The sequence below is a fragment of the Halalkalicoccus sp. CG83 genome (assembly GCF_037081715.1).
GTDB classification, from domain to species: domain Archaea; phylum Halobacteriota; class Halobacteria; order Halobacteriales; family Halalkalicoccaceae; genus Halalkalicoccus; species Halalkalicoccus ordinarius.
Window position 1 is genome coordinate 423377 of sequence record NZ_JAZDDH010000002.1, and the last position, 21610, is coordinate 444986.

The 21610-nt window shown below is 67.6% G+C and carries 28 protein-coding genes; 11 read left to right on the forward strand and 17 right to left on the reverse strand.

Annotated features, from left to right (window positions below; genetic code table 11):
* Positions 1–70: 70 nt before the first annotated feature.
* Positions 71–352, forward strand: coding sequence for a hypothetical protein (locus tag V0Z78_RS15760; protein ID WP_336345624.1), 282 nt, complete (start codon positions 71–73; stop codon positions 350–352).
* 319 nt (positions 353–671) lie between these two features.
* Here V0Z78_RS15760 and V0Z78_RS15765 read toward each other — a convergent pair whose 3' ends face one another.
* Entirely contained in the window at positions 672–1079 is a 408-nt protein-coding gene (locus V0Z78_RS15765) for a DUF5518 domain-containing protein (protein WP_336345625.1), read from the reverse strand.
* A gap of 94 nt (positions 1080–1173) precedes the next feature.
* Between V0Z78_RS15765 and V0Z78_RS15770 the strand changes: the two genes are divergently transcribed.
* Positions 1174–2130 carry an NOG1 family protein gene (locus tag V0Z78_RS15770; RefSeq protein ID WP_336345626.1) on the forward strand — a complete coding sequence of 319 codons (957 nt, stop codon included), beginning with the start codon at positions 1174–1176 and terminating at the stop codon, positions 2128–2130.
* Between the two features lie 38 nt (positions 2131–2168).
* Here V0Z78_RS15770 and V0Z78_RS15775 read toward each other — a convergent pair whose 3' ends face one another.
* The 4 genes from V0Z78_RS15775 to V0Z78_RS15790 all read right to left on the reverse strand — a co-directional run bounded on the left by V0Z78_RS15775 (position 2169) and on the right by V0Z78_RS15790 (position 5828).
* On the reverse strand, positions 2169–3062 hold the full coding sequence (locus tag V0Z78_RS15775; protein WP_336345627.1) for a hypothetical protein: 894 nt from the start codon (positions 3060–3062) through the stop codon (positions 2169–2171).
* An 84-nt stretch (positions 3063–3146) separates the two neighbouring features.
* Positions 3147–3338, reverse strand: coding sequence for a hypothetical protein (locus V0Z78_RS15780; protein ID WP_336345628.1), 192 nt, complete (start codon positions 3336–3338; stop codon positions 3147–3149).
* 47 nt (positions 3339–3385) lie between these two features.
* Complete coding sequence (locus V0Z78_RS15785) at positions 3386–4414, reverse strand: hypothetical protein (protein ID WP_336345629.1); 1029 nt, start codon at positions 4412–4414, stop codon at positions 3386–3388.
* A gap of 100 nt (positions 4415–4514) precedes the next feature.
* A complete protein-coding gene (locus tag V0Z78_RS15790; RefSeq protein ID WP_336345630.1) occupies positions 4515–5828 on the reverse strand; it encodes a TIGR00341 family protein in 1314 nt (437 codons plus the stop codon).
* Between the two features lie 158 nt (positions 5829–5986).
* On the opposite strand from V0Z78_RS15790, the gene engB reads away from it, so the two are divergent.
* On the forward strand, positions 5987–6607 hold the full coding sequence (gene engB / locus V0Z78_RS15795; RefSeq protein ID WP_336345631.1) for a GTP-binding protein EngB: 621 nt from the start codon (positions 5987–5989) through the stop codon (positions 6605–6607).
* 135 nt (positions 6608–6742) lie between these two features.
* Positions 6743–7060 carry a hypothetical protein gene (locus V0Z78_RS15800; RefSeq protein WP_336345632.1) on the forward strand — a complete coding sequence of 106 codons (318 nt, stop codon included), beginning with the start codon at positions 6743–6745 and terminating at the stop codon, positions 7058–7060.
* 119 nt (positions 7061–7179) lie between these two features.
* Here V0Z78_RS15800 and ddh read toward each other — a convergent pair whose 3' ends face one another.
* The 3 genes from ddh to V0Z78_RS15815 form a co-directional block, all read right to left on the reverse strand.
* Positions 7180–8109: a D-2-hydroxyacid dehydrogenase gene (gene ddh / locus V0Z78_RS15805; protein WP_336345633.1), complete on the reverse strand. Its 930-nt coding sequence runs from the start codon at positions 8107–8109 to the stop codon at positions 7180–7182.
* A 371-nt stretch (positions 8110–8480) separates the two neighbouring features.
* On the reverse strand, positions 8481–8885 hold the full coding sequence (locus V0Z78_RS15810) for a DoxX family protein (protein ID WP_336345634.1): 405 nt from the start codon (positions 8883–8885) through the stop codon (positions 8481–8483).
* A 69-nt stretch (positions 8886–8954) separates the two neighbouring features.
* Positions 8955–10220, reverse strand: a complete 1266-nt coding sequence (locus V0Z78_RS15815) for an NUDIX domain-containing protein (protein ID WP_336345635.1) — start codon at positions 10218–10220, stop codon at positions 8955–8957.
* Positions 10221–10324: 104 nt separating this feature from the next.
* On the opposite strand from V0Z78_RS15815, the gene V0Z78_RS15820 reads away from it, so the two are divergent.
* The 3 genes from V0Z78_RS15820 to V0Z78_RS15830 all read left to right on the forward strand — a co-directional run bounded on the left by V0Z78_RS15820 (position 10325) and on the right by V0Z78_RS15830 (position 13638).
* Positions 10325–11620 (forward strand): polysaccharide deacetylase family protein, encoded by a 1296-nt coding sequence (locus tag V0Z78_RS15820; RefSeq protein ID WP_336345636.1) that lies wholly within the window; start codon positions 10325–10327, stop codon positions 11618–11620.
* Positions 11621–11692: 72 nt separating this feature from the next.
* Positions 11693–12487 carry a coenzyme F420-0:L-glutamate ligase gene (locus tag V0Z78_RS15825; RefSeq protein ID WP_336345637.1) on the forward strand — a complete coding sequence of 265 codons (795 nt, stop codon included), beginning with the start codon at positions 11693–11695 and terminating at the stop codon, positions 12485–12487.
* Between the two features lie 170 nt (positions 12488–12657).
* Entirely contained in the window at positions 12658–13638 is a 981-nt protein-coding gene (locus V0Z78_RS15830) for a 5,10-methylenetetrahydromethanopterin reductase (RefSeq protein WP_336345638.1), read from the forward strand.
* Here V0Z78_RS15830 and V0Z78_RS15835 read toward each other — a convergent pair.
* On the reverse strand, positions 13595–13801 hold the full coding sequence (locus V0Z78_RS15835) for a hypothetical protein (protein ID WP_336345639.1): 207 nt from the start codon (positions 13799–13801) through the stop codon (positions 13595–13597). The genes V0Z78_RS15830 and V0Z78_RS15835 overlap by 44 nt on opposite strands.
* Before the next feature lie 227 nt (positions 13802–14028).
* Between V0Z78_RS15835 and yciH the strand changes: the two genes are divergently transcribed.
* The gene (gene yciH, locus V0Z78_RS15840; RefSeq protein ID WP_336345640.1) at positions 14029–14322 is read left to right on the forward strand and encodes a stress response translation initiation inhibitor YciH; all 294 of its coding nucleotides are present in this window, start codon (positions 14029–14031) and stop codon (positions 14320–14322) included.
* 29 nt (positions 14323–14351) lie between these two features.
* Here yciH and V0Z78_RS15845 read toward each other — a convergent pair whose 3' ends face one another.
* Complete coding sequence (locus tag V0Z78_RS15845; protein ID WP_336345641.1) at positions 14352–14738, reverse strand: rhodanese-like domain-containing protein; 387 nt, start codon at positions 14736–14738, stop codon at positions 14352–14354.
* 162 nt (positions 14739–14900) lie between these two features.
* On the opposite strand from V0Z78_RS15845, the gene V0Z78_RS15850 reads away from it, so the two are divergent.
* The gene (locus tag V0Z78_RS15850) at positions 14901–15224 is read left to right on the forward strand and encodes a tRNA-binding protein (protein ID WP_336345642.1); all 324 of its coding nucleotides are present in this window, start codon (positions 14901–14903) and stop codon (positions 15222–15224) included.
* An 83-nt stretch (positions 15225–15307) separates the two neighbouring features.
* Here V0Z78_RS15850 and V0Z78_RS15855 read toward each other — a convergent pair whose 3' ends face one another.
* The 6 genes from V0Z78_RS15855 to V0Z78_RS15880 form a co-directional block, all read right to left on the reverse strand.
* The gene (locus V0Z78_RS15855; RefSeq protein ID WP_336345643.1) at positions 15308–15862 is read right to left on the reverse strand and encodes an NUDIX hydrolase; all 555 of its coding nucleotides are present in this window, start codon (positions 15860–15862) and stop codon (positions 15308–15310) included.
* 71 nt (positions 15863–15933) lie between these two features.
* A complete protein-coding gene (locus V0Z78_RS15860) occupies positions 15934–16374 on the reverse strand; it encodes a DUF5809 family protein (RefSeq protein ID WP_336345644.1) in 441 nt (146 codons plus the stop codon).
* A 63-nt stretch (positions 16375–16437) separates the two neighbouring features.
* Entirely contained in the window at positions 16438–16578 is a 141-nt protein-coding gene (locus tag V0Z78_RS15865) for a transporter (RefSeq protein WP_336345645.1), read from the reverse strand.
* 34 nt (positions 16579–16612) lie between these two features.
* A complete protein-coding gene (locus tag V0Z78_RS15870; RefSeq protein ID WP_336345646.1) occupies positions 16613–16987 on the reverse strand; it encodes a DUF5810 domain-containing protein in 375 nt (124 codons plus the stop codon).
* Positions 16988–17046: 59 nt separating this feature from the next.
* Positions 17047–17499 (reverse strand): ribosomal protein S18-alanine N-acetyltransferase, encoded by a 453-nt coding sequence (rimI, locus tag V0Z78_RS15875; protein ID WP_336345647.1) that lies wholly within the window; start codon positions 17497–17499, stop codon positions 17047–17049.
* Positions 17500–17565: 66 nt separating this feature from the next.
* Positions 17566–19542 (reverse strand): aconitate hydratase, encoded by a 1977-nt coding sequence (locus V0Z78_RS15880; protein WP_336345648.1) that lies wholly within the window; start codon positions 19540–19542, stop codon positions 17566–17568.
* 146 nt (positions 19543–19688) lie between these two features.
* On the opposite strand from V0Z78_RS15880, the gene V0Z78_RS15885 reads away from it, so the two are divergent.
* The gene (locus tag V0Z78_RS15885; RefSeq protein WP_336345649.1) at positions 19689–20168 is read left to right on the forward strand and encodes a deoxyuridine 5'-triphosphate nucleotidohydrolase; all 480 of its coding nucleotides are present in this window, start codon (positions 19689–19691) and stop codon (positions 20166–20168) included.
* 36 nt (positions 20169–20204) lie between these two features.
* On the opposite strand, the gene V0Z78_RS15890 is transcribed toward V0Z78_RS15885, so the two are convergent.
* Positions 20205–20936, reverse strand: coding sequence for a glycosyltransferase family 2 protein (locus V0Z78_RS15890; protein WP_336345650.1), 732 nt, complete (start codon positions 20934–20936; stop codon positions 20205–20207).
* An 89-nt stretch (positions 20937–21025) separates the two neighbouring features.
* On the opposite strand from V0Z78_RS15890, the gene V0Z78_RS15895 reads away from it, so the two are divergent.
* Positions 21026–21592, forward strand: coding sequence for a hypothetical protein (locus tag V0Z78_RS15895; protein ID WP_336345651.1), 567 nt, complete (start codon positions 21026–21028; stop codon positions 21590–21592).
* The last annotated feature ends 18 nt before the right edge of the window (positions 21593–21610 follow it).

Sequence of the window (21610 nt, forward strand, 5' to 3'; positions counted from 1 at the left end):
GAGCCGATAGATCGGCACGGTTCGGCGCACAACCGAAATGTCCACGGCGATTCCGTCCACTCCCGTACTCGTGACACCAACCGTCGACGACCTCCGAAACGAGATCCGACAGGCCGTGGGAAGGTACGAACGTGCTGAATCGACCGCCTTCACCAAAGAAGCCCTGGCTGCGATCTGTGACGCCGTAGACTACGACATCGATACGACGACCGGACTCCCCTCCAAACCTCGGATGCGTGCGGGCGTCCTCCGGAAGATCGGCGTTCTCGACGAGGACGATCCCGACGGTATCGATCGTTCCTTCCGGAAGGCGGAACTCGAATCCATCGCGGCCGCGCTTCGAAACGAGTAGCGAACGTCACGGCCCGCGAGCTCCCGGACCGATACGACGATTTTCGACGGCCGAACGCGCAGGCCGTAGCGATCGTTCCGGGCTCCCGTCTACGGATCCGTTCGTGGCACAGTCTCGTCGACCAGCCGTTTCCAGCGTTGGCGGACGATGGGGCCGTCTTCGGCGAAGCGTTCCACGGACGTGACCGGCACGTCCGTCCGCCCCTGTTCGTGGAAGACGGGTCGTTGTACTGGAGGGCGACCGGCCGACGAGACGGTACGTTCGAGGAGGGCGTCGGGCGGGAGGGCGGTTCCTCGGACTCTCCTCTCGCAGTTCGGGTTCAGTAGTCCGAGCGGACGTCCGTCCGACGGTTTTCGTTCCCGTTCAGTACTGCGCCGATCGCGCCGGCGACCGCGCTCTCGAGGGCCATCACCATCGCGATCATCGCGGCGATCGCGAACACGCCGAAGCCGGCGACCGTGCCTGCGGCCGCGCCGACGGGCCCTCCCGCGAGTCCCGCGAGCGCGACGGCCGCCCACAGGATCAGGCCGACGGCGATCCCGCCGATGCTCCCCGCGAGCAGCCCGTGCCAGAACCCACGCCCGAGGCCGCCGCCGCCGAGGTAGCCGGCGACGAACCCGCCGATTAGCCCCGCGGTCAGCTGACCGAGTCCGGGTACGGCGAGGCCGACCACGCCGACGAGGAGCGTCACCACGAAACCGTAACCGACGGCGCGCCAGTTCGTCATGTCCTCCGGTTGGCCGCCGAACGACAAAAGCGCGACGCCGCGGACGCGAACGCCGACGGACGGCCTTTTGTACCGCCGCCGCGTACCGAGAGGTATGATTTTCGAGGACCTTCCGACGACGCCGCGCTCGGAGGAACTCATCGACAAGGCGTTCTCGCGGGCGGCCCGGGCCGGTCGGGCCAAGAGCGGCGCCGAGGCCCAGCAGTCGATGCTGCTGACGGCCTCGAACGTCCTCTCCGACAACCTCGAGAACGTCGTCACCGCCTGGCCCGACTTCGACCTCGTCGACCCGTTCTACTACGAACTCGCCGACGCGCTGGTCGACGTGGACGAGCTCCGACAGAGCCTCTCGGAGGTGGGGTGGGCGAGTCGCAAGACCAAGGAGATCGGCCGGGAGTACCAGAGCCGGCTGCACGCCGACGCCGACGTCGCCCGCAAACACCGAAAGCAGGCGTTCGCTCGGCTCGCGGACGTCGTCGAGGAGGTCGAGGACGACCTTCTGCGCGTCGGCGACGCCCGCGACCAGCTGAAGACGCTACCCGATATCGACCCCGACGAGCCCGCGATCGTCGTCGCGGGCTACCCCAACGTCGGCAAGTCGACGTTCGTCAACGGCGTCACGAACGCCCGCCACGAGACCGCGACCTACCCCTTCACCACGAAGGGGATCGGCGTCGGCCACCTTACCCGTGACCACATCCGTTACCAGCTCATCGACACGCCCGGGCTGCTGGATCGGCCGCCGGAGGAGCGAAACGAGATCGAGTCCCAGGCGGCGAGCGCGCTCACCCACCTCGCCGACTGCGTGCTCGTCTTCCTCGACGCGAGCGGGGAGTGTGGCTACCCCCTCGACGCCCAGCTCGCGCTCCTCGACGAGATCGAGTCGCGATTCGACGTGCCCGTGCTGTCGGTCTGCAACAAGGCCGACCGGTCGCGGGACGTCGAGGCGGATCACTACGTCAGCGTCACCGAGGGCGAGGGCGTCGAGGAACTGCTCGAGGCGGCGATCGCCGCGATCGGCTACGAGCCCGAGCTCCCGTTCGAAGGATAGCGCCGCGAGTCGCCGTTCCGTGCCGTCGAACGCTCTTCTTACTCCTCGGCTTGCTCGTCCTCGGTCTCCTCCTGCTCGGATTCTTCGTCTTCGTCTTCCTCGTCCGCTCCGATCTCGTGTTCGACGGTCTCCGCGGCCTCCTCGACCTCACCCTCGACCTCCTCCGCTCGCTCGTCGAGCTCCTCGCCAGCGTCCTCGACCGTCGAGGCGGCTCGATCGGCCTCCTGCTCCGTCCGGTCGGTGGCCTCCCCGATGCGGTCGTCGAGTTCCTCGCTGGTCTCCACCGCGCTCTCGGCCTTCTCCTCGACCGCGTTCTGGGTTCGATCCGCCACCGACTTCGTGAGGTTCGTCACCGTGTCGGCGATCTCGACCACCGATCCGGCGACGTCGTCGGTCCGGCTGGTGGCCTCCGCTGCGGCCTCGTCGGTCCGTTCGGTGGTCGACTCCGCGACCTCGCGCGTCCCCGTCGCGGCCTCGTCCGCGAGCTGCTCGACCGAGTTGGCCCGTCGGCTGAGGACGTAGCTGACTGCGGCGACCGCCCCCAGCAGAAGCACGATCGGCGAGAGGACGCTCCGTCCGTCGTCCGACTCCTCGGGTTCCTCGACCTCCTCGACCGCGGACTCCACCGGTTCCTCCGGCTCCGCGTCCTCGCGTTCGCTCCGCTTGCGGTCGGCCTTCGCGAACCGTGCTTTCGTCTCGCTCAACGAGTCGAACCCGTCGGACGATCGACGACCCCGGAGCCCGTACCCGATTCCGACGCCGACGCCGATCAGCGCCAGCGTGCCGAGCGATCCGCGACCTCCCGAGCTGCCCGATTCGGTCTCCGCCTCCTCGATCGCCTCCTTTATCACTTCCTTCAGCGGTTCGCGTGCGGACTGCGTGAGGACGTTTACGATGCTCCGTTTCTGCTCCGACGATAGTCTATCGATCATTCTGGAAAGTCCCTCCTCTTCCCGTTCTCCTCGTCGGGACAAAAACCTGTTTTGAACGATAGCTGATACGAACTCGATGGCCGATCAGGCGGTCTGGTACGCCCGGAAGCGCGCCCGGACGCCGACCTGACGGTCGGTCCGCTCGTCGAGGCGCTTTTCGATGTCAGCGGTCACCCCGCCGGGCGGGTCGCCCTCGCCGGTATGGCTCGCGACTGCCGTTACGGTCTGATACTCGGAGGGGGTGAAGAAGCCGTTCCAGACAGATACGACCACCATCCCGGATCGATCGTCGACACGAGGCGGGCGGGCCGGCGACTTCCGGTCTACTGCTCCCAGTCGATGGCGGTCGTTCGCTCCGAACTGCGGAGGATGAACGGCCCCAGCGCGCCGGTCCGTTTCGAGATGGTCGCGATCCGGACCACGTAGGCGGCGAGCAGGAGAAAGGGCACGAGCGCGAGCGTCGTGCTGGTGCTCACGACCCAGACCATGTCGCTGACGCCGAGCGTCGTACCCGAGAACGCACTCGGATCGAGATACAGCACCGTCGCGATCGACGTCAGCAGCGCCGGTATCGCGACGTAGAGGATCGACCGCGTGAGGTTCACGAGCTCCCACTGGAAGTACAGCGACTTGAAGTGCTCGAGCGCCGGGCCGAACAGCGTCAGTATGTCGACCAGGTCGTCGAACGCCTCGAGGTCCTCGTCCTCGAGGCTGTCCTCGTGTTCGTTCCGGAGCCGTCGCACCGCGTAGATCTTCCAGGAGTAGTTGTAGTTCAGCCCCGAGCGCAACACGCCGAACTCCCCGAACTCCGCCGTCTCCAGCTGCTCGTAGATCTCCTCGGAGTTCTCCACGACGTTCTCGACGAGCTTGTCGGTCCGATCGCGGAGTTCCTCGTCGTCGTTGTCAGCGACCGTCTCCCGAAGCGCCTCGGCCCGGTCCGCGCTGGTCTGGACGAGCGCCTGGAGGAACTGTGCGGGGTCGGGCGGGCCGATCGATTCGAACAGCAGTTCGACCTCGCGTCGAAACTCCATGGCCTCGTCCATCCAGGCGTGGTGATCGCCGAGCTGGCCGATCTCCTGGGAGAGAACGAGTTGATTGATGGACACGACGAGCGTGACGCCGGTGATGAGCGCGCCGATCAGCGCCTGGAACGCGGTCTCGACCGGATCCGAGCGCTGCATCATCTCGTTCAGCGGCGGCGCCGCCGCTCCGAGGACGACCAGTACCGAGAACGTGAGGACCGAGAGCAGCCCCCCGATCAGCCACCGATTCGCATCGAGAAACAACCAGAGGGCGATCCGGCTCTCGTCGGTTCGCCCCCGCAGCGTATCGGTCGACGCCAGTCTGTCCATGAGCGACCTACAGCACCCGCGCGGAAATGGATTGAGATCAGCCCCCGGATGCGACCGCCGCCCGCCTTCGAGGTGGCGATGGTCGACCCGGCGAGTCCGACTATCGTCGCTCGATCTCGACGAACCGGACCTCGACCGATACCTCCTGCTCGATACCGTCGTTGATTCGCTCGTGGAGGGCGTCAGCGAGCGCCCCCTGGTCGGGGTCGTTCTCGTAGCCGACGGTGATCGTCACGTTCGTGATCTGCTGGTTGATGCCTACGATATTGCCCTGTTCGTACGTGACGTCCTCGCCGGTCGAGTACTCGATCCCGAGCAGCGTGAACCGTTCGTGTTGGTCGAGTTCGGCCTCGACGTCGTTCTCGATCTCCTGCTGGACCGTCGAGGTCTGGTACGACGAGACGGTCACGGCGCCGAGAAACGCGGAGAGCAACAGCACCGCGGCGGTGAAGACGACGACGTTTCGAACCAACTTCTGGTGGACGTCGTCCGTCTCGAACCAGTTCTGTGGTCGGTAGCCGGTGTACCACAGCGTCAACACGCCGGCGAGGTTGACCGAGATCGTGTTGACGAGCACGAGCACCGTCGCGCCGACGGCCGGAAGCGGCTGCCACCACGCGATGGCGACGCCCGCCGCGGCCGCGGGCGGGATCAGCGCCGCGGCGATCATCACGCCCACGAGCGCCACCGAGATCCCCGTCGAGAGCGCGAGCACGCCCGCGACGCCCGCCCCCAGCGCGACCACGAGCAACAACAGGTCGGGGGTGAACCGCTCGGCGATCTCGTCGATCGACGCGAGCTCGATCCCGGGGGGGACGACGTACGTCGTCTTCAGGAGCCACGCGAAGATCGTCGCCCCGCCGATCGCGAGGACGAGTCCGATCGCCTGGTACTTGATCCCCTTGCGGAACATGTCGTCGTCGTCCGTGATCGTCCCGACGCTGGCGGCGAGGGCGGGTCCGATCAGCGGCGCGATCACCATCGAGCCGACGACCACGGCCGGCGAGTCGAGCAGCAGTCCGGCGGTTGCGACGATCGCGCTGATCAGCGTCATCGTCACGTAAACGGGGAACGTCGGCGTCATCTCCTCGGCCTCGGTGTGGAGCTCCTGGCGGGAGATGCGCTCCTCGTCGGTGTCGTCGGTCGAGTACTCCTCCTCGAGGTCGTCGAACTGCCGAGAGACGACCGTCTGGGCGTCGACGACGACGGTGTAGGACTGGTCCTCGAGTCCGATCTCCTCGAGGTAATCGAGCACGGGTTCGACGGCGTTGTCGGGCAGCGGGAAGTAGACGACGGCGGTGTACTTCCGGCCGCTGGTCTCGTCGGTCACGACGTAGTCGATGCCCTTCTCGTCGAGTGCGTCGAGGACCGTTTCGCGCATGCCCGCGGGGATCGTGACTTGGACCAGACGCACACGCCGACTAACGGGGGTACCCGCAAATAACCCTCGGAACGGCCGTGGCCGGTCGGTTCCTCGCGACCGTCGATCCTCGGATCCTCTCGACCCGTTCGCCGAGTTCGGATCCGTCGCCACAGCAGGCAGTATAAATCCCTCGGCGGGCTACCACGACCATGTTCGAGGGACGTCCCGATCGGGACGCGGAGATCGCCTTCGTCGGCCGGTCGAACGTCGGGAAGTCGACGCTGATGCGCGAGTTCACCGGCCACCGCTTCGACACGGGCGGGAAGCCGGGCGTGACCCGCTCGCCGAACCACTACGACTGGGCGGGCGAGGACTTCACGTTCACCGACCTGCCCGGCTTCGGGTTCATGGAGGGCGTCGAGGAGGAGGTCCGCGAGCGGATCAAGACCGACGTCGTCCGCTACATCGAGGAACACGCCGAAGAGATCCTCGTGGGCGTGCTCGTCGTCGACGGCAAGGCCGCCGTCGATATCATTGACCGCCACGAGGAGCGGGGCAACGTCCCCCACGACGTCGAGATGTTCCACTTCCTGCGCGAGGTCGGCATCCCGACGGTCGTGGCGGTGAACAAGATGGACAAGGTCGACGATTCCGACGAACGTCTCGACGCCCTCTGTGAACGCCTCGGGCTCTCGCCGCCCTGGCAACAGTGGCAGGACACGATCGCGCCGATCTCGGCCAAACGGGGACGGATCGACCCGCTCCGAGAGGCGCTTCGGACCCACCTCCACGAGCAGGGTCGCGACGACCTACTCGGGTTCGTGGTCTGAGCGTTCTTCGATATCGCTTGCGAAAGCAGGCCCAACCGATTTGCCCGACTCGACCGATCCCCCGTACGACAGCCCGTCGCCGGCCACGACGTGAGTCGGCCGAGCGGCGGGCCGACCAACCGAGGTCGTTCTACCATGGCTACGGAAACCTACACGCTCCGAATCGAGGAAGCGGACGGTGCCGAGGGAATCAGCGTCGATCTCTACAACGCGGACGGCACGATCGACGAGTCGACCTGGATCGACTACGACGACCACGGGCTGGCGGTCTCCCGCGAGGGCGACGCGCCGCCCGCCGCCGAACGCGAGGTGACCACCGACGCGATGCGACTCGATCTGCAGATCGAACGCGTCGACGCCGCCTTCGAGGTTCGTCTGCTCGGCGATACTGGAACGCTCGAGACCCAGCGGATCGAGGACCAGGAGTGGGGCCTCGAACGGGCCGGCGCGTAGTCGGATCGCGGCAGCGGTATCCGACGCCCCGACCGGGACGTTCCGCGCCGTTCACGAACGCGGCTCGAGTCGCCGAGCCTCGTCCCGTGGCGGGACCGTCGCTCCCGACACCCGTTCGGTCAGACGACCCGGTTTCGGAGCTCCTCGCCCGCGGCGATCCGGGAGACGTTCCCCTCGACGAGCGCGGCGATGTCGCGGTAGTAGTCGCGGGTGTAGGCCGCGGCGTGGGGCGTGACGATCACCTCCTCGAACTCCCACAGCGGCGAGTCCTCGGGGAGGGGTTCGTCCTCGAAGACGTCGAGCGCCGCGCCCCGGATCTCCTCCGTCTCGATGGCGTCGATCAGCGCGCGTTCGTCGACGATGGGGCCGCGCGCGACGTTGATCAGGTAGGCGTCCTCGCGCATCGCCTCGAACTCATCGCGTCCGATCAGTCCCTCCGTCTCGTCGGTCAGCGGCGTCGCCACCGCGACGAACCGGGCGTCGCCGATCGCCTCGTGGAGTTCATCGCTCGGAGCGACCCGCTCGACGCCTTCGACCGGCTCGCCGCTCCGCCGGACGCCGGTGACGCTCACATCGAGCGCGCCGGCACGCTCCGCGATCCCCCTCCCTAACGTCCCGAGGCCGACCACGCACAGCGACTCGCCGTCGAGGGTGAACGGAACGTCCCACGCCGGCCGCTTCCACCGTTTCTCGGTCCCCTGTCGGACGTACTGGTGGAGCCGGCGCGCGAGCATCAGCATGTAGCCGACGGCGGTCTCGCCGACGCTCTCGCCGTGGATGCCGGTGCTGTTCGTCAGACGAGTACCGGCGGCCTCGAACTCCTCGAGGGGGAAGCGGTCGTAGCCGGCCTGGATCGAGTGGACCCACTCGAGGCCGACGAACGCCTCGCGGTGGGCGAACGTGACGACCGCGTCGCAGGCGGTGATCGCCTCGGGGTCGTCGCCCACCACGACGACCTCCGGTGCCTCGGTCTCCAACGCTTCACGTAGCCGTTCCGGCGGGAACACCGCCGCCACCGAGTCGTGAATCCCCAATCGCGAGAGCTCCATGGTGGAGCCATCGCCAAGCGAGCGATTCAATCTTGCGCTGACCTCGCCGGCCGCCGCCGAGGCATCGACCGCCGTCGCTCGGCGGTGTACCGACCCGCTCGACTTCGGTCCTCCGGAAGCGCCTCCTCGGCCCCTCGAACGAGAGGACCGACGCGACGTACGCCGTCATGACGTTCGATACCCGAACGAGCCGGTTTCGGTCCGTCACGAAGCCGTCGCTGGTCGAGTCGGAGAGGTGTGGCTCGGTGTAACCGCTTCATCACAAGGGGCTCAGCGGGGGTAACTGCTCGTCATGGCCACTAACGACCGGTAGGCGGGTCGGCCGCAAAAAGGTCACGTTGCGGTGCCGGTCGGAAACGCTTCGTCTCGGCTTACCGTCCGAGCGCCCGACGGAGGAACGCCACTGCGGCGCCGAGCATGGCGACGTTCTTGATGAAGTGGTTCTGTTCGTTCTGTCTCTCCGGGCCGTCCGCCTCCCAGAAGTCGTGCATCGACGGGGTGATCGCGGCGAGGAACGTCGCGACGGCGCCCGACGCCAGCGCCGGCATCCGCCAGAGGACGATACCGATACTGCCGAAGGCGAGCATCCCGCTCGAGAACGGTACCAGCCGGTCGGCGTACGGAACGCCCTTCGACTCGGCGTAGCCGATCTGTGCGTCCACGTTCCTGAAGGCGTTGATCGCCGAGAACCCGAGCATTCCACCGAACAGGAGCCGTCCGACCAGCGACGGCGGGTCGCGTCGGGTCGCGGCCTCGTTCTCTCGTGACTCGTTCATGCAGTCGTTCAGTCGTTCGGGAGGCAGATAGACCGTTCGCTTGCCCTCGTATCGTCCTCTTTCGCAGCCTCAGTACTCGGGGGGACCGCGCTCGCGCCAGCACGCCAGCCGCTCGTGTTCGGCGGCACGCTCGGCGACCGCCTCACGATCGAGCACTCCCTCCTCGGTGATCACGCCAGCGACGAGGTCGGCGGGCGTCCGGTCGAACAGCGGGCAGTCGACGGAGACCGAGGCGTCGCCCCCGTAGATCGCCTCCCTCTCGATCCGTTCGAGCGTCGATCCCTCCGCCGTCGGCGCGACCTTGTCGGCGGCCGCGACGGCGTACATCGGGACCCCCTCGTGGGCGGCCGCGGCCGCCGTCGTTCGGGTGCCGACCTTGTTGATCACGCTCCCGTCGGCGAGCACCGTGTCCGCACCGACCAGGACGCAGTCGACGCCCTCGACGACGTGTGCCGCCGCCGCGTCGAGCGTGAGCGTGGCGTCGATCCCCGCCCGCACGAGCCGCTCCGCGACGCCGACGCCCTCGCGTGCGGGTCGCGACTCGAGGACGACGACCCGCCCGGGAGCGGCCTCGAGCAGCGCGTCCTCGACCGTCCCCGAACGCGAGAGCGTCAGGACGCCGTCGCTCCCCTCGACCACGTCGGTCGCCCGTTCGGCGGCCCGGTCGTCGGCACGGACGGCGCGCTCGATTCCCTTCCTGGCGCTTCGCTCGATCGCGTCCGCCGTTCGCCCGTCGACCTCGGTCATCGTTCGATCGACCCGGTTTCCGAGCGCGGCCATGCCGGGCCGGGCATCGAGCAGGTCGCGTGCCAGCACCGCGAGTTCCTCCCATCCCTCCGCGCCGTCCCCGTCGTCCGCCAGCGCACTGGCCCGATCGCGGAGCACCTCGAGTGCTCGGATGGAGACGTACGCCGAGCCGTGGAGCGCGTCCTCGCGAACGCTCTCGACCGTCGGCGCGATCGCCTCGTACGCCTTCCAGAGCGACGGCACCGTCTCCCGGCGACGGATCTCGGTCGGATGCACCCACTCGACGTGCTCGAACTCCCGGTTCGACGTCGCCTCGCCCGGCCCGCAGTCGAAGAGGTACGGATGGACGACCCACGTTCGCTCGCCGTCGACGACCTCGAGGGGGTCGCCCGCGCGGACGAACGAGACCGCTTCGAGCAGCCTTACCTCCTCGTCGATCTCGCGACGAGCGGCGGCGTCCGGATCCCCCTCGGCGTATCCCGAAACCGCGCCCCACTGTCCTCGATACGTACCGACGGCCTCGCTCCGCCGTCCGAGGAGTACCCGTCCCTCACGCCGGAGGAAGCAGGTGACGACGTCCGCGCTCATCGACCGTACTCCGAGCCGGATCGGCTTCAACCTCCGGCTGCTCCTTTCTCGATTTAATTGGTAAGAAATTATATGTATACGGGAGTACGTATCATCTGATGGATATGAAATCGCCACAGAACCGCCGTCGATTCCTCGCCGCGCTGGGAGTCGGCACTGCGACGCTCGCGGGCTGCATGGACGTGATCGGCTCCACCGATCCAGACGCGGACGACGAGGACGAGGGGACGAACGGCAACGAGACCGGCGGCGAGGACGAGAACAAGAGCGGGAGCGGGAACCGCGAGATCGTCGCACCCGCCATCGAGGCGGGCGATCTGGTCGACGACTTCGAGGCGATCGAGTGGAACCCGATGCACGACCACACGACCGTCTCGAGCGACGAGGAAGCGCTCGTCGGCGAGAGCTCGATGCTGGTCGAGTCCGAGAACGAGGACGCCGCCGGCGCGTTCCGAGTGTTCTCGGAGGGACAGGACTTCTCGGGGAAGGACCTCTCCTTCGCCGTTCGGGTCGAGTCGCCCCTGCCGGCACGGGTGGTCCTCGACGTCCGCGCACCTGGGGCGAGCGACCGGCTCGTGAGCGCCCGGTCGATTCCGGGGGAGTTCGACGGTTGGCTTCGGGTCGAGGGCGGCTACACCGGGAAGCGCGGCGAACCCAACCTTGGGAACGTCCAGGAGATACGGATCCACGTCGAGCCGCGCGGCGACGCCGAGGGGCCGATCCGCTTCCGGATCGACGACCTCCGGGTGACGGAACGGTCGGACCAGGGTAAGGTGATCCTCACGTTCGACGACGCCGTCGAGAGCCAGTACACCACCGCGCGGCCGATGCTCGAGGAGCGCGGCTGGCCGGGCGTCGCCGCGATCATCCCGGGCTCGCTGAACCAGCCCGGTCGGCTCAACATCGACCAGTGTCGCCAGCTCCGCGACGCCGGCTGGGACGTCTCGGCACACCCCCACACGGCGCTGCCCGAGATGGACCCCGACGAGCGCGTCGATTACCTCCAGAACGCCCACGACTACATCGCGAACCGCATCTCCGAGGACGGCGCGCGCCACTACTTCGCGCCCTACAACCGGATGGACGCCGACTCCATCGCTGACGTCCGCGAGGTGTTCGAGACGTCGTTCATCTTCGGCGGCCAGCCCAACGTCGCCCCGCCGCTCGACGGCCACATGCTCCCCCGGGTCAATGGCCACGACGCCGGCTCGATCGCTTCGATGCTCGATCTCGCCGCCGAATACGGTCAGGTCCTCACGCTGATGGTCCACGGCGTCGGCGATACCGAGAGCGAGGACAGCCGTAACGACGTGACCGAGGAGGACTTCGAGGCCGTCCTCGACGCCATCGAGTCCCGCGATCTGGAGGTCACTACCGTCTCCGGCCTGATCGACGACTGACCGCTTCGCTTCGGCCCTCCCCGTCTTCTCCGGTGTCGGCGGCCTTTTGATCCGCCGACCCCGACCCCCGCTATGGAACTCATCGCAGTCCCCGGGATTCCCGAGATCGACCCCGGCGACGACCTCGCCGACCTCGTCGCCGACCGGATCGATCTCGACCCGGGAGCGCAGTCCGACGAGCGTGACCGGCCAGGATCGCCGCCGGTCGGCGACGTGCTCTGTATCGCGAGCACGGTCGTCTCGAAGGCCGAGGACCGGCTCGCGGATCTCGAGGCGTTCCCGGCCGGTCCGCGTGCCCGCGAGATCGCCGATCGTCTCGAGGGGATCACCGGCGAGGAGAGGGATCCCCGGTTCGCCCAGGCGGTCCTCGAGGAGAGCACCGACCTCGTGATGGAGGCGCCGTTCCTTCTGACGGAGACGCGCTTCGGACACGTCTGCGTCAACGCCGGGATCGACCGTTCGAACACCGGGGGCGCCGACCTGCTGTTGCTGCCGAAACGTCCCTCCGAGAGCGCCGCCCGGCTGAGCGAGGCGCTTTCCGTCCCCGTGATCGTCACCGACACCTGCGGACGGCCGTTTCGCCACGGCCAGCGCGGCGTCGCCATCGGCTGGGCCGGCTTGCCTGCGAGCCGCGACTGGCGCGGCGAGCGCGACAGGGACGGTCGCGAGCTCGGCGTCACCGTCGAGAACGTGGTCGACGAACTCGCGGGCGCCGCGAACCTCGTCGCCGGCGAGGGCGGTGGCGGGACGCCGGCGGTCGTCGTTCGTGGCTTCGAGTTCGGTGCGATGGCGGGGAGCGACGAGCAGTTCCGCTCGGTCGAGACCGACTTCGTCCGCCAGGCGCTCCGGGGGTGGTCGCATGAGTGAACGAAGTGAGCGATTGCGACTATGCCGAGGCGAAGCCTCGGAGGTGGTCCCATGAACGAGCGTAAGCGAGCGAACGGGACTACGTCGGATCTTCGATCCGACGGTGGTCGTATGAGTGACCGCGGCGAACGAGGACGGATCGACCGAACCGTCGTTTCCGAGGAGATTCGATGAAGGGAATCGAGCTCACGCCGGAACACCCCCTCGACCGGATCGCCGACCTCGGTGCGGCCGCCGAGGCGGCGGGCTTCGATGCGGCCTTCGCGAGCAGTCACTACAACAACCGCGACCCGTTTCTCGCGCTCGATCGGATCGCCGCGCGGACCGAGTCGATCCGGCTGGGACCGGGCGTCGCGAACCCCTACGAGACCCACCCGGTGACGCTGGCCTCGCGGACCGCGACGCTCGACGAGGTGAGCGGCGGGCGAGCCGTCTTCGGGATCGGCGCGGGCGATGGCTCGACGCTCTCGAACCTGGGCTACGATCGCGACCGGCCGCTGCGCCGCGTGCTCGAGACGTTCAAGGTCGCAAAGCGGCTCTGGGCGGGCGAGCGGGTGAACCACGAGGGATCGTTCACCGCGATCGACGCGGGGCTGAACTACTCGTCGAACGAGATCCCCGTCTACGTCGGCGCCCAGGGACCACACATGATCCGCATGAGCGCGAAGCACGCGGACGGCGTGCTGCTCAACGCCGCCCATCCCGACGACTTCGCGTGGGCGAACGAGCGGGTCGAGGAGGGGCTCTCCGAGCGACCCGATTTTCGTGGTGAGTTCGAGTTCGTCGCGTTCGCGAGCCTCAGCGTCGCCGAGGACGGCGACGCTGCCCGCGAGGCCGCCCGTCCGCCCGTCGCGTTCATCGCCTCGGGGGCGGCCCCGCCGGTGCTCGATCGCCACGGGATCGACGAGAAGCGAGCCGACGCGATCGGCGAGCGCATCGAGGCCGGCGAGTTCGGCGAGGCGTTCGAGGCCGTTACCCCGGCGATGATCGAGGCGTTCTGCATCGCGGGGACGCCCGACTCGGTGACCACACGAGTGGGGGAAGTCCTCGAGTACGCCGACGGCATCGTCGCGGGATCGCCGCTCGGTCCGGACCTCGAGGAGGCGGTCAGTCTCGCGGGGGCGGCGATCGACCGAGGCTCTCGGGCATGACCGAGTCGAGGACGGCGCCGGCGGCGAGCCCGAAGAAGAGGAGGAAGGTGAAGGCGAAGATGAGGTTGCTTATCAGGATCAACAGCCCGGCGATCGGGTCGTTGAGCGCGACCTCCGTCGTGTAGCCCAGAAGCTGGAACAGCTCGGCGATCGGGTTGACCATGTCGGCCGTTCGCGTGGCGGGTATTTGTGTGTGGCGCTCCGCCGGGGATCCCCTCCGACGAGTGCTGGCGGTCACATGGACGAGAACGCCCGTTCGATGCGTTCGAATACGTACCAGTCAAGCGGCGCTCGGATCGTGCGTCGTCTCACCGATCGTTCGGGATCGCGTCGGCCTTCGGTTGTTGCCCCGACAGTGTTTAATAGGTCGATTTCGTACGTTTGGCTGTAATGTCGGAAGTCTGCTCGACGTGTGGACTGCCCCAGGAACTCTGCGTCTGCGAGGACGTCGCCAAAGAGTCCCAGCAGGTTAACATCCGCATCGACGAGCGCCGCTACGGAAAGGAGGTAACGATCATCGAAGGACTCGACCCACGGGACGTCGATCTCGACAGCCTCTCGTCGGACCTGAAGTCGAAGTTCGCCTGCGGAGGCACCGTCGAGGACGACTCGATCGAGCTCCAGGGCAACCACACCGGTCGCGTCGAGGACTTCCTCCGCGACAAGGGGTTCTCGGTCGCCTGATACGTACGCCTCCCACTCGACCCGACCGATCAGAACGGCGCCTCGGGCGACGACTCGCCGTCGCTCCCGTCGCGCTCCTCGTTTCTTCCGTTTTCGAGGCCGTAGTCACGACTCCACGCGTCCAATCCGCCCGCGAGGCTTCGAACCTCCGTTCCCTCAGCCCCCTCGTAGGACTCGATCAGCCGCATCGCCCGAAGGCTCGCCTTGCCGTGGGGACAGACGGTGACGACGCGATCGGCGTCGGCGAACGCTTCGACGTGTCCCGGCAGCTCCCCGAACGGGACGTTCTCGCTCCCGGGTATCGCACCCCGATCGAACTGCGCGGGCGCACGGATGTCGACGATCCGCACCTCCTCGTCGCTCTCGAGCAGTTCCTCGAGTTCCGCCGGCGCGATCTCGTCGTCTCGATGGTCCATGCCGAACGGTAGCCCCCGCCGGCTGAATAGTTCGTCGGCTGGCGTCCTCAGCGAACCAGGCGGCGTGGACGGATCCCCGCCTCATAGACGTCGGCGGCCCTCTCGAACGGCGGCGCGACGACGAGTGAAACCGTTTATCAGGCTCGGCGATGGAGCGCCGGTATGAGCGACGGTCCGTTCGACGCGACGATCCGGGTCGCCCAGGTCGAGGACGCCGAACCGTTCCCCGAGGCGAACAAGCCGGAGATGGTCAAACTCCGTCTCGATCTCGGCGACGAGTCGCTCCGCTCCGCAGCACAGTTGGGCTACCACCACGACGTCGACGACCTGGTCGGACGGCAGGTGCTCTGTGCGACGAACCTCGGGTCGGTCCGGATCGCGGGCTTCGAGTCCGAGGCGCTGACCGTCGGCGTCCCCGGCGACGACGGAAACCCGGTTCTCGTCACGCCTGACGAACCGGTCCCGCTCGGTGGCGCGCTCTACTGAGCCCGTCGTCGCCGGTCTCTCCGTCGGCGATACCGCCCGCCATACTGAGGTCACGTCCGGCGGGACTCGAACTTGACCTGACGCTAAATCAATCCCTCCTCGCGGGCGAGCAGGATCCCCTCGACGGTCGCCTCGTTGGTCGGTTCCTCGCGCGCTCTCGTAAGCGCCCCCTCGATCGGCACCGACCTGATCGTGAGGAACTCGTTCTCGTCGAGCGTCTGTTCGACCGGGGTGAGTCCCTCCGCGAAGACGATCGCGCGTTCGTGGCGCATCGCGCCCGTCGCGACCCACATCCGCTGGAGCAAGGAGACGCCCTCGGGATCGAACCCGGTCTCCTCGCGGAGTTCGCGCGCGCCGGCTTCGGTGAACGACTCGCCCTCCTCGACGATCCCGGCGGGGAGTTCGAGGTGTGTCTGGCGGATCGCCGGCCGGTACTGTTCGACGAAGACGATCTCCTCGCCGGTGGAGGCGACGATCACGACCGCGGGATCGAGGTCGGCCCAGTAGTATCGTTTCGTCGACCCGTTGGGCTGTTCGACGAGGTCGTAGCCGCCGGTGTACCAGCCGGTCTCGTACTCCACCACGGACTCGAGGACCTCCCACTCGCCGTTTGCGTCGTCGGAGCCGCTCGCGTTCATGGCTCCCGTGTGATCTCGACCCGGTAAAGCGTCCCGTTTCGCTCGACGGACGCCGCCTCCTCGTCGCGCCCCTACGGCGTTCGAGCGTCGTTCGCTTCGCCCTCGAACAGCGGCCGGTAGAACCGCCCGAACGCCTGTCGTCTCAGGGTCCCTCGGGCGGCCTCGGGTTCGTTCTGGTAGGTCGCCGCCACCGCCCGCCCGTCGAAGGCGTGCCAGACGGCACGATCGACGTTCTCGCTGCCGAGCAGCTCACACTCGCCGTCGTAGGCCTCACGCCAGCGTTCGAACTCCTCGAGCGACCCCCCCTGGACCTCGAGGAGGGAGGCGAACAGCGCGTCGCGCGCCGTCGCGATCACCTCGCCGGTGACGCGCTCGCGGTACTCCTCGCGGCCGAGCCCCATCGCCTTCGCGACCTCCTTGGTAACGACCTGTGCGGTCGGCCCGACCGCCTCGTACGCGGCCCGTGCCTCCTCGGGGGTCTCGGGGGCGAGCAGTCCGTCGGTCTCGTTCATACCGACGTGTGTATCGCTCGCCTCCTTACCGTTACGATGCGATCGTAGCGGCGCTCACGACACTCACATCCCGAGCAGCCGGAGGACGACCCCTGCGACGAACACCACCAGCCCACCTCCTGAGACGATCGGCGGGAGGACCGGCAGAGGGAGCAGGAACAGTGCGATCCCGAGGATCATCACGACGGTGGAGATTCGTACCATACCGGGTGGACGGATCGGAACCGAATAGTCCTGCTCACTCCTCGTCGCTCTCGCGGAGCATCTCGCGAGTCATCGCCTCGGCCTCCGCGAGCACCTCCGTCGCGTCGGCGTTCGCCGCCTCGCGGCCACGTTGGCGGGGGATCGACTCCTCGAACCGCGGCGCGCGCTCGCGCTCGTGGTCGTGATCGTCGGTCGTGTCCTCGAACAGCTGGGGGAACTCCTCCTCGGGGGCGTACTCCGCCACTCGCGGACCGAGCGTTTCGGGATCGAGCGACTCCCACTCGGTGACGTGGTCCCCGAGCCACGTCTCGTGGTCCTCGCGGCCGAGCATCGCGGTGAAGGCGAGGTGGTTCGCGAGGTGTTCGGCGTCGCGCTGGGGGTCGCCGCAGACCGGACAGGCGTATCCCATGTCTCTCGGTATGCGGGCGAACCCTAACGGGTTTACGCCTCTCTACCGACTCACCTCGTCTACGTCCGAAGCGGCGCGACGAGTACCAGCGCGGTCTCGCCGTCGTCGTAGTACCGTGGAACGCGTCGGTGGAGGTCGAACCCGAACTCGCGATACAGCGCGATCGCCGGCTCGTTGCCCTCGCGGACCTCGAGCTTCACCCACCCGGCCCCCTGCGAGGCGAGGACCGACAGCGCGCGCTCGAGCAGGCCGCGGCCGATTCCCCGGCTCCGGTGCTCCGGATGGACCGCGAGGTCCTTCACGTGGCCGATCGTCCGGCCGTGGTTCGGGACGCCGTCGGCGACGACGAAGCCGACCATGCGCTCGCCCTCGTGGGCGACGAGAAAGCCCGGCTGGCCGAGAAATCGCTCGAACGCCGAGTAGGGCCACGGCTGGGGAAACGACGCCTTCTCGATGCGAAACACCGAGAGGAGGTCGGCCCGTTCTGCCTGTCGGTACTCGACGGCGGGCACGGACGGGCTACGACCTCCGCGGATAAAAACTCCCTCTCCTCGAAAAAACCGAATCGACGTGCGCGATCAGTCGTCCGCGGGACTGGCGTCGAGACCGCCCTCCTCTGCCTGCTGCTTGGTGTAGGAGAGCTTGCCGCCGGAGGTGACGATCTCGCGCTCGCGCTCGCTCGCGTCGAGGCGGGCGGTCGCCTCCCAGTCGTCATTCACGCGGATGGTGAACTCGTTCTGGCCGGAGGCGATCGCCTCCTCGACGTCGTCGACGATCTCGATGTCGTCGCCCTGTTCGATGCGATCGTAGGTGTCGTCGTCGATCGTGAGCGGGACGATTCCGAAGTTGAAGAGGTTCGCCTTGTGGATCCGGGCGAAGCTCTTCGCGAACACCGCCTCGATGCCGAGGTACATCGGACAGAGCGCGGCGTGCTCACGCGAGGAGCCCTGACCGTAGTTCTCTCCGGCCACGAGGACGCCGCCGTCGGCCTCCATCGCGCGCTCGGGGAAGGTGTCGTCCACCCGCGAGAGGGTGAACTCCGAGATCTTCGGGATGTTCGAGCGGTACATCAGGATGTCGCTGGAGGCGGGCACGATGTGGTCGGTCGTGATGTTGTCCTCCATCTTGAGCAGCGCCTCGCCCCCGATGTGGGCGTCGAGGGGGTCCTTCAGCGGGACGTCGGCGATGTTCGGACCCTTGATGAGCTCGTCGTCGACGGCCTCGTCGGGCGCGATGAGGTCGGCCTTCGATCCCGTGTACTCGTCGGGCATCTCGAAGCCGGGGTCCTCGAGGTCGCCGAGTTCGTCCGCCAGGTCGCGCGGGTCGATCAGCTCGCCCTTGATCGCCGCTGCCGTGGCGACCTCCGGCGAGGCGAGGAACACCGAGTCGTCCTCGATGCCCGAGCGGCCCTCGAAGTTGCGGTTGAACGTCCGCACCGAGACCGAGTCGCTGCCGGGGACGTGACCGATGCCGATACACGGCCCACAGGTCGACTCGGAGAAGTTGACGCCCGCGGCCATCAGCTCCGCGGTCCAGCCCTCGCGGGCGAGCATCTCGCTCGCCTGCTTCGAGGCCGGCGCGACGATCATGTCGGTCTTCATGTCGATCGTACGCCCCTCGAGCATCTTCGCGGTCGGCAGGATGTCCTCGTAGCCGCCGTTCGTACAGGAGCCGATGATGACCTGGTCGACGGCAGTGCCCGCGACCTCGCGCACCGGAACGATGTTGTCGGGCATCGACGGCTCGGCGACCAGCGGCTCGAGCTCGGAGAGGTCGAGCGTGATCTGGTCGTCGTACTCGGCGTCCTCGTCGGGACCGATCTCGACGTACTCGTCGCCCCGTCCGAGGCTCTCAAGGAACTCCTCGGTCCGCTCGTCGGTCGGGAAGATCGAGGAGGTCGCGCCGAGCTCCGTGCCCATGTTGGTGATCGTCGTCCGCTCGGGCGCCGAGAGCGTCTCGACGCCGGGGCCGGTGTACTCGAAGATCTTACCGACGCCGCCCTTCACCGTCAGCCGGCGCAGCATCTCGAGGATGACGTCCTTCGCGGTCGCCCATTCCTCGAGTTCGCCCTCGAGGCGGACCTCGACGATCTCGGGCATCTCGATGTAGTAGGGGCCGCCGCCCATCGCGACGGCGATGTCGAGACCGCCCGCGCCGATCGCGAGCTGGCCGAGTCCGCCCGGCGTCGGGGTGTGGCTGTCCGAGCCCAGCAGCGTCTTGCCGGGCGCGGCGAAGTTCTCCTTGTGGACGTTGTGGCAGATCCCGTTGCCGGGTCGCGAGAAGTGCGCGCCGTAGGTCCCCGCGGCCGAGCGCAGGAAGCGGTGATCGTCGGTGTTCTTGAAGTCGAACTGGTAGGTCTGGTGATCGCAGTACTGGGCGGCGATCTCCGTCTGGACCTGGTCGAGTTCGAGCGCCTCGAACTGGAGCCAGACCATCGTCCCCGTCGTGTCCTGCGTGAGCACCTGGTCGATCTCGATGCCGATCTCCTCGCCCGGCTCGAGCTCGCCGTCGAGGAGATGGTCCTCGAGAATCTTCTCCGTTAGCGTCTGTCCCATATCGAGCTAGGGTCGGCCGTCCACGGATATAAATCCCGCGTGTCTAATTACCGATAATCGTGGTAAATCGGCCGACGGAACGGCAACTCTTGCGGCTCGGCGGATCGCTTCGTCAGGGTTTAATCCGCCGACCGGAACCCTCCGACATGTACCGCGATGGCGCCTTCGTCTCCGACTACGTCAGCCCGACGACCCACGCCCAGATCCAGCCCAACGGGGTCGACCTCACCTTCGATGCGGTGTTCGAACCGGTCGAGTCGGGCCGGATCTCGCGGAACGACAAACAGGTCGGCGAGCGTCGACGGGTCCCCGCCGAGGAGCGCGAGCGAAAGGGCCCCGAGACCTACGTCCTCCCGCCGGGCGGCTACGTCGTGCGCTACGACGAGCTCATCCGCGTTCCGGAGGGCCACGTCGGCTTCGTCTACCCCCGTTCGTCGCTCATGCGCAACGGCTGCATGCTCAACACCGCCGTCTGGGACGCCGGCTACGAGGGCCGCGGCGAGGGCCTGCTACAGGTCCACCACGAGATCGAGCTCGAACGCGGGGCGCGCATCGCCCAGTTCGTGCTGAGCGAGGCGGAGCACGAGGGGACCTACGACGGCAGCTATCAGGGCGAGAACCGGTAGCCCTGCCGGCCGACCCCGATCGTCCTCCACGCCGGCTCACCGCAGGCGCAGCTTCTCGCGATACCGACGATACGACTCGTAGGGCTTGATCACGTCCCAGTCGACGCCGCCCTCCTTCTCGTCGAGGAAGAACAGCTGTTCGAGGGTGCGGGCGCTCTGTGCCGAGTGGGCCTCGGGGACGAACTCGACCTCGCCGTCGAGCCGGCGGGGGAAGAGCAGCTGCTCCTCGATCATCACCCGCAACAGCGCCTGTCCGTCGCGCTCGAGCCGATAGCCGCCGGCGTCGAAGTACGCCTCGGTCCTGATCGCCCGGTTCGACCCGCTGACCCAGTCCAGTCCGAGAAGCGGCAGGCCGTACTGCATCGCGAGCCTGATCGCGGCGTCGACGTTGCCCCTCTTCTCGCCGCCGACGGGGCCGTAGGTCAGCGCCACGTCGTCGTCCTCGAGGGGCGCGAGCAGCGCCTCGAGGAACCCCGGCGGGTAGACGCTGTCGGCGTCGACGGCGACGACCACGTCGCCGTGTGCGAGCTCGAACCCCCGGTGGCGGGCGTGGAGGATCCCGGGCTCGACGAAGTCCACGCAGTCGACGACGGGGTGGGCCCGGGCGATTCGGGCGGTGGCGTCGTCGCTGTAGGAGTCGAGCACGATCACCTCGAACTCGTACCGGTCGGGTGCGGCCTCTATCGACGCCTCGAGGCTGTCGAGACAGCCCGTTATGTGGCGCTGTTCGTTGAGGCTCGGAAGGGTGATCGAGATCTGGAGGGACATCGGGACCGTCGTTTCGGAGTTCGTCAACGGGTTGATTTAGGTGTTATGGCGAGAGAGCTTAGGCCGTACACCCCGTCAGTTCCGCTTACATGCACTTGCCGGCCGTCTCGTCCGCCCTCGTTCTCGCCATCGACTGGAGCGAGTGGCTCGAGCCGTTCGAGGAGCTCATCGCGACCGCGACCGGCTGGCCGGGGCTGGCGATCGTCTTCGTCTACTCGTTCGTCCTCGGATTCGCGGTGGTGCCGCTGCCGAGCGAACTCGTACTGATCGCACCCCTCGATCTCGGGTTCGGGGAGACCGTCCGGCTGGGGCTGATCATGCTCGTCGCCGGCCTCGGAAAGGCGCTCGGCAGCGTGATCGTCCTCTGGTTCAGCGTTGCGGTCCGCGAGTCGGATCCGGTCCAGCGAGCCCTCCGGAGCTCGCGCTTTCGGTTCCACGAGTGGTCACGCCGAGCGACGATCCGGATGGCGAAACGCTACGGGTATCTCGGGATGGCGATCGTCCTCTCGATCCCCTTCTTCCCCGACACCGCCTCCGTCTACGCCTTCTCCGTCCTCGAGGACGATTACCTCCGGTTCTCGATGGCCGCCTTCGTCGGCAGCGTCGGTCGACTGCTGGTCGTCGCGCTCGTCCTCGAGGAGACGATCGGTCTCTGAACGCTTTTGCCGGCGGCC

Bases quoted from the DNA above. Each gene is read 5' to 3' on its own strand.
- V0Z78_RS15765 (WP_336345625.1), bottom strand. From the start codon at position 1,079: ATGACGAACTGGCGCGCCGTCGGTTACGGTTTCGTGGTGACGCTCCTC.
- V0Z78_RS15770 (WP_336345626.1), top strand. From the start codon at position 1,174: ATGATTTTCGAGGACCTTCCGACGACGCCGCGCTCGGAGGAACTCATC.
- V0Z78_RS15775 (WP_336345627.1), bottom strand. From the start codon at position 3,062: ATGATCGATAGACTATCGTCGGAGCAGAAACGGAGCATCGTAAACGTC.
- V0Z78_RS15780 (WP_336345628.1), bottom strand. From the start codon at position 3,338: ATGGTGGTCGTATCTGTCTGGAACGGCTTCTTCACCCCCTCCGAGTAT.
- V0Z78_RS15785 (WP_336345629.1), bottom strand. From the start codon at position 4,414: ATGGACAGACTGGCGTCGACCGATACGCTGCGGGGGCGAACCGACGAG.
- engB (WP_336345631.1), top strand. From the start codon at position 5,987: ATGTTCGAGGGACGTCCCGATCGGGACGCGGAGATCGCCTTCGTCGGC.
- V0Z78_RS15800 (WP_336345632.1), top strand. From the start codon at position 6,743: ATGGCTACGGAAACCTACACGCTCCGAATCGAGGAAGCGGACGGTGCC.
- ddh (WP_336345633.1), bottom strand. From the start codon at position 8,109: ATGGAGCTCTCGCGATTGGGGATTCACGACTCGGTGGCGGCGGTGTTC.
- V0Z78_RS15810 (WP_336345634.1), bottom strand. From the start codon at position 8,885: ATGAACGAGTCACGAGAGAACGAGGCCGCGACCCGACGCGACCCGCCG.
- V0Z78_RS15815 (WP_336345635.1), bottom strand. From the start codon at position 10,220: ATGAGCGCGGACGTCGTCACCTGCTTCCTCCGGCGTGAGGGACGGGTA.
- V0Z78_RS15820 (WP_336345636.1), top strand. From the start codon at position 10,325: ATGAAATCGCCACAGAACCGCCGTCGATTCCTCGCCGCGCTGGGAGTC.
- V0Z78_RS15825 (WP_336345637.1), top strand. From the start codon at position 11,693: ATGGAACTCATCGCAGTCCCCGGGATTCCCGAGATCGACCCCGGCGAC.
- V0Z78_RS15830 (WP_336345638.1), top strand. From the start codon at position 12,658: ATGAAGGGAATCGAGCTCACGCCGGAACACCCCCTCGACCGGATCGCC.
- V0Z78_RS15835 (WP_336345639.1), bottom strand. From the start codon at position 13,801: ATGGTCAACCCGATCGCCGAGCTGTTCCAGCTTCTGGGCTACACGACG.
- yciH (WP_336345640.1), top strand. From the start codon at position 14,029: ATGTCGGAAGTCTGCTCGACGTGTGGACTGCCCCAGGAACTCTGCGTC.
- V0Z78_RS15845 (WP_336345641.1), bottom strand. From the start codon at position 14,738: ATGGACCATCGAGACGACGAGATCGCGCCGGCGGAACTCGAGGAACTG.
- V0Z78_RS15850 (WP_336345642.1), top strand. From the start codon at position 14,901: ATGAGCGACGGTCCGTTCGACGCGACGATCCGGGTCGCCCAGGTCGAG.
- V0Z78_RS15855 (WP_336345643.1), bottom strand. From the start codon at position 15,862: ATGAACGCGAGCGGCTCCGACGACGCAAACGGCGAGTGGGAGGTCCTC.
- V0Z78_RS15860 (WP_336345644.1), bottom strand. From the start codon at position 16,374: ATGAACGAGACCGACGGACTGCTCGCCCCCGAGACCCCCGAGGAGGCA.
- V0Z78_RS15865 (WP_336345645.1), bottom strand. From the start codon at position 16,578: ATGGTACGAATCTCCACCGTCGTGATGATCCTCGGGATCGCACTGTTC.
- V0Z78_RS15870 (WP_336345646.1), bottom strand. From the start codon at position 16,987: ATGGGATACGCCTGTCCGGTCTGCGGCGACCCCCAGCGCGACGCCGAA.
- V0Z78_RS15880 (WP_336345648.1), bottom strand. From the start codon at position 19,542: ATGGGACAGACGCTAACGGAGAAGATTCTCGAGGACCATCTCCTCGAC.
- V0Z78_RS15885 (WP_336345649.1), top strand. From the start codon at position 19,689: ATGTACCGCGATGGCGCCTTCGTCTCCGACTACGTCAGCCCGACGACC.
- V0Z78_RS15890 (WP_336345650.1), bottom strand. From the start codon at position 20,936: ATGTCCCTCCAGATCTCGATCACCCTTCCGAGCCTCAACGAACAGCGC.
- V0Z78_RS15895 (WP_336345651.1), top strand. From the start codon at position 21,026: ATGCACTTGCCGGCCGTCTCGTCCGCCCTCGTTCTCGCCATCGACTGG.